The sequence below is a fragment of the Blautia sp. DFI.1.216 genome (assembly GCF_020594215.1).
GTDB lineage: Bacteria > Bacillota > Clostridia > Lachnospirales > Lachnospiraceae > Blautia_A > Blautia_A wexlerae.
Genome location: NZ_JAJDML010000104.1, coordinates 1 through 3,468 on the forward strand (window position 1 = coordinate 1; position 3,468 = coordinate 3,468).

A 3,468-nucleotide genomic window follows, 5' to 3' on the forward strand; every position below is an offset into this window, starting at 1 on the left:
TGAATGTGCATTGTGATCTATTTTTTCCATAAAAACAGTCCTTTTTTGATCTTTTGCCTTATCGACTGATTCTATTATACCATGAATCGCATTGCAGAACAAGTGTTCTTTTCTGTTTTTTTGCAATTTATCTCCCACCTATAGAGGAAGAAGAATTCTTGCTATATATTATGTTAAAGCCATCGGCTTAACGTAACGTATCACTTCGTTTAATAAAATTGGTACAAGCATCAGTTTCTGTTTCCGGATACAAAATACCGCTCTCTCTTCCAAGTTTAAAACAGCGCATCATCCAAATCATGTTTCGTGCAAGATTCCGCATGGTCTGCATACCTTCTTCATCCTGAGAAGCTTCTTCTCCGTAAAGACCATGTACCATGTTCCAATAGGTAGAACCGGCGACTGGCATCTGTGCAATCCCAAAATATTTATTGATCCCATCAAGAGCTGCCGTGGTTCCTCCTCTTCTTGCTACTGCAACAGCAGCACCCGGTTTAAATTTGAAGGCGTCATAACCTCCGGCACTGTAAAAAACTCTGTCCAAAAAATCATAAATACGTCCACTTGGATGTGCAAAATATACTGGTGTTGCAAATACAAAGCCATCTGCTATTTTAGCCTTTTCAACAAATTCATTTACGCCATCATCTTTAATCACACACTTTCCTGTTTTTTGACAGACATTACATTGAAGACAATCTGCTATAGGCTTTCCTCCAAGCTGAACAACCTCTGTCTCTACTTCTTCTGAATGAAATACCTTTATCATTTCTTCCAAAGCTGTCATTGTTGTTCCATGCAGATGACTGCTTCCGTTAACAAGCATTACTTTCATTTAATTTAACCTCCGTTGATTTTTCTATCAGTTTTGGCAAAGCACCACGTCCATAGGATATAATCCTGTTTTATACCGCATGGACATAAGCGTACGTCTTGCTGTTTTTTTGATACAGTTCCAGATTTTTTACGCTTATCTGTTTACTCATTTTCTTCCAAATCTTCCCATGGTTTCAGCCCCATTTCTTCCCAGGTGACACCATATGGTGTACCTCCGGAAGTGTAACCTGCAATAAAGAAAAATCTGAATACATACTGTATGTTTTATCGGCTATTACACTTTTCTGTTTTTGTTTTAAATCCTTATAGTTTTTATCCGCCCTCTGCATATTTATCTTCATTCAGTATTCTTTCTCGATTTCTTCTGTTATCCCAAACATATTTTTAAAGTCATCTAAATCCTTGGGAGACTTGATCAGCATGATTTCTTCCAGTTTTCCAGTCTGCATATCTTTGAATCCTGCCACCTGCTCACCTGTGCAAATACTTGCACGAATTACTGGTTTCATACATTCTCTATCATAAGATTTTTTAACGTTTTTCTTTTTGAACAATCCCATACTATCGCCTTCTTTCTGCTGTGCCATATCTGTACCGCCTTTACAGTTCTTATTCATCGTAATGATTATATCCACCAAACAATCCTGGTTTGCTATATCCTTTTTTACTCATATCATTCTCCTCCTGATTCTTTATTCTTATATCTCAGAATAACACTCTTTTCTCTTTTTGAAATCGCATAACAGGCGACATTCACTCATTTGCCTATGGGTTACTGTTCACTCCGTTCCCAGCAACACGCTTCGCGATGCACAGAATTTATGCTAATCGCATAAATTCGCGCAGTATGTCTCGGGTTTTCTGTGACCTTCGCTCACAAAAAACACCTCGCGGGATATTACCAGTGAACAGTAACGCCTATGGACATTATACCATCAATTACTTGTTGTTAGCTTACAAATCAAGTATAATAAAATATATTATGAAATAACTGCGCAGCATGAGGCCTGGAAGACAGGTAATCCTCATGCCTGGCGATATACGAGGGAGGAATTCTCATGGGTAAACAATCCACCAGGGAAAACAAAACTATTTACCAGCTTTGCCGAGAATCGGCAGGACTTACAAGAGCAGAGGCCAGTGAAAAAATGACTGCTGTCTCTGATTCAAAAATTGAAAAATTCGAATATGAAACACAAGAACCAACGCCTTATGATATCCTCCAGATGGCAGATGCCTATAAAAGACCAGATCTTTGCAATTATTACTGCTCTCACAAATGCGAAATAGGTCAACGTTATGTTCCTGAAATAGAAGTGACTAATTTATCAAATATCATTTTGGAGACAATTGCCAGCTTAAATGAAATCAATCCTCTTACCGGTCGCCTGATCCAAATTGCACGTGACGGTAAAATCAGTGATGATGAAATGAAGGATTTTGCTTATATCAGTAAAAAACTTAATGAAATTTCTTTAGCTATAGACTCTTTGAATCTTTGGGTAGATAAAACAGCCGGGGAGCAGGGGCTCAATCTTGAACTCTTAAATGCCGAAAAAGCAAAATTAAAATAATCCATACTGCACGAAAGGCAATGAATCATTTCTGATTCATTGCCTTTACCTTACATACGCTGTAATTGACTGACTATGCTTTCGGTTCTTCGAATTGCTTCTTCTACCTGTCTTTTTGCATTATTGATCCGATCCTGGACCACCCAGTCCACAACAAATCCATCAAAAAAATAATCCGCAAATGAAAGAAAATCTCCAGTATTGATATTTAAGTTACATGCCATATTTACATCATTTAATTCTCTGCTGAAACTACGTAGATCATACTTTGCCTGTTCCATATTCCGTTTCGCCTGGTCCATTTTGGAATGTTTTAGCATTGTAGTAAAAAATCCACCGCCAAACATATCTACCAGACCCCAGTTCTTTGCACTGTTCAGATTTTCTTTTGCCGTACGAAGACTATTCAGTGCTCTTCGGCCGGCTTCAATAGCTTCTCTCTTTTCTTTCTCAATATCATACCCCATTCGTCTTCTCCTCCTGATCCATTATGAATGTGAGGTTGCCAATGCTATAATACCACCGACAATCAACAATGGAAAAGCAATATACATCAGTCCACCCAAAACCATACCGATCAATATCACCGGGAAGAAAATAACTGTGCAAAGTAATTTCATAATTCCCCAGGATGCTCTTAACCCAAAAACAAAAAATTTTCCTACAAACCAGATCATACAAATTGTAAACAATAATGATAACATTTTTTACCCCTCCTGAAACTTATTCTAATAAATGCCTTTTTTTGGTTCTTTTTCTGCTAAATATTCAGATGTGTTCTTCATTCCAAACTTATTACTGAATTCCGGATTTTTCTCCATTTTTTCTATTATTCGGATCAATCGAATTCTCTGTGCTACTTCCATCTGATCACCTCGTTTATATTCTTCTTTACTGTTGACATTGTCAGTATAGCAAAATATTTTTTCATAATAAACACCCATTATGAAGAATTGAACCTTTATATTTCTCGAATGTGAACGTCACATGACTGAAGTCACGTGCTTCCAGACGCTTTAGGCGTCCGACTGAATATCGGCGGATACGCCTGTAACTT

6 protein-coding genes are annotated in these 3,468 nt (G+C 37.6%); 1 reads left to right on the top strand and 5 read right to left on the bottom strand.

Annotated elements, in window-relative coordinates:
- Positions 1–187 precede the first annotated feature (187 nt).
- Positions 188–835 (bottom strand): flavodoxin family protein, encoded by a 648-nt coding sequence (locus LJE11_RS18660; protein WP_128868221.1) that lies wholly within the window; start codon positions 833–835, stop codon positions 188–190.
- Between the two features lie 343 nt (positions 836–1,178).
- Positions 1,179–1,397, bottom strand: coding sequence for a hypothetical protein (locus LJE11_RS18665; RefSeq protein ID WP_055054355.1), 219 nt, complete (start codon positions 1,395–1,397; stop codon positions 1,179–1,181).
- A 498-nt stretch (positions 1,398–1,895) separates the two neighbouring features.
- Here LJE11_RS18665 and LJE11_RS18670 point away from each other — a divergent pair, with 498 nt between their 5' ends.
- Positions 1,896–2,411 (top strand): XRE family transcriptional regulator, encoded by a 516-nt coding sequence (locus LJE11_RS18670; RefSeq protein WP_227296376.1) that lies wholly within the window; start codon positions 1,896–1,898, stop codon positions 2,409–2,411.
- Between the two features lie 50 nt (positions 2,412–2,461).
- Here the strand turns inward: LJE11_RS18670 and LJE11_RS18675 are convergent, their stop codons facing one another.
- The 3 genes from LJE11_RS18675 to LJE11_RS18685 are packed head-to-tail and all read right to left on the bottom strand — an operon-like array spanning position 2,462 to position 3,277.
- Entirely contained in the window at positions 2,462–2,878 is a 417-nt protein-coding gene (locus LJE11_RS18675) for a hypothetical protein (protein ID WP_055059026.1), read from the bottom strand.
- A 21-nt stretch (positions 2,879–2,899) separates the two neighbouring features.
- Positions 2,900–3,115, bottom strand: coding sequence for a hypothetical protein (locus LJE11_RS18680; protein ID WP_055059027.1), 216 nt, complete (start codon positions 3,113–3,115; stop codon positions 2,900–2,902).
- A gap of 24 nt (positions 3,116–3,139) precedes the next feature.
- Complete coding sequence (locus tag LJE11_RS18685) at positions 3,140–3,277, bottom strand: hypothetical protein (RefSeq protein WP_227227149.1); 138 nt, start codon at positions 3,275–3,277, stop codon at positions 3,140–3,142.
- Positions 3,278–3,468: the final 191 nt, after the last annotated feature.

Bases quoted from the DNA above. Each gene is read 5' to 3' on its own strand.
- LJE11_RS18665 (WP_055054355.1), bottom strand. From the start codon at position 1,397: ATGGGATTGTTCAAAAAGAAAAACGTTAAAAAATCTTATGATAGAGAA.
- LJE11_RS18680 (WP_055059027.1), bottom strand. From the start codon at position 3,115: ATGTTATCATTATTGTTTACAATTTGTATGATCTGGTTTGTAGGAAAA.
- LJE11_RS18675 (WP_055059026.1), bottom strand. From the start codon at position 2,878: ATGGGGTATGATATTGAGAAAGAAAAGAGAGAAGCTATTGAAGCCGGC.
- LJE11_RS18670 (WP_227296376.1), top strand. From the start codon at position 1,896: ATGGGTAAACAATCCACCAGGGAAAACAAAACTATTTACCAGCTTTGC.
- LJE11_RS18685 (WP_227227149.1), bottom strand. From the start codon at position 3,277: ATGGAAGTAGCACAGAGAATTCGATTGATCCGAATAATAGAAAAAATG.
- LJE11_RS18660 (WP_128868221.1), bottom strand. From the start codon at position 835: ATGAAAGTAATGCTTGTTAACGGAAGCAGTCATCTGCATGGAACAACA.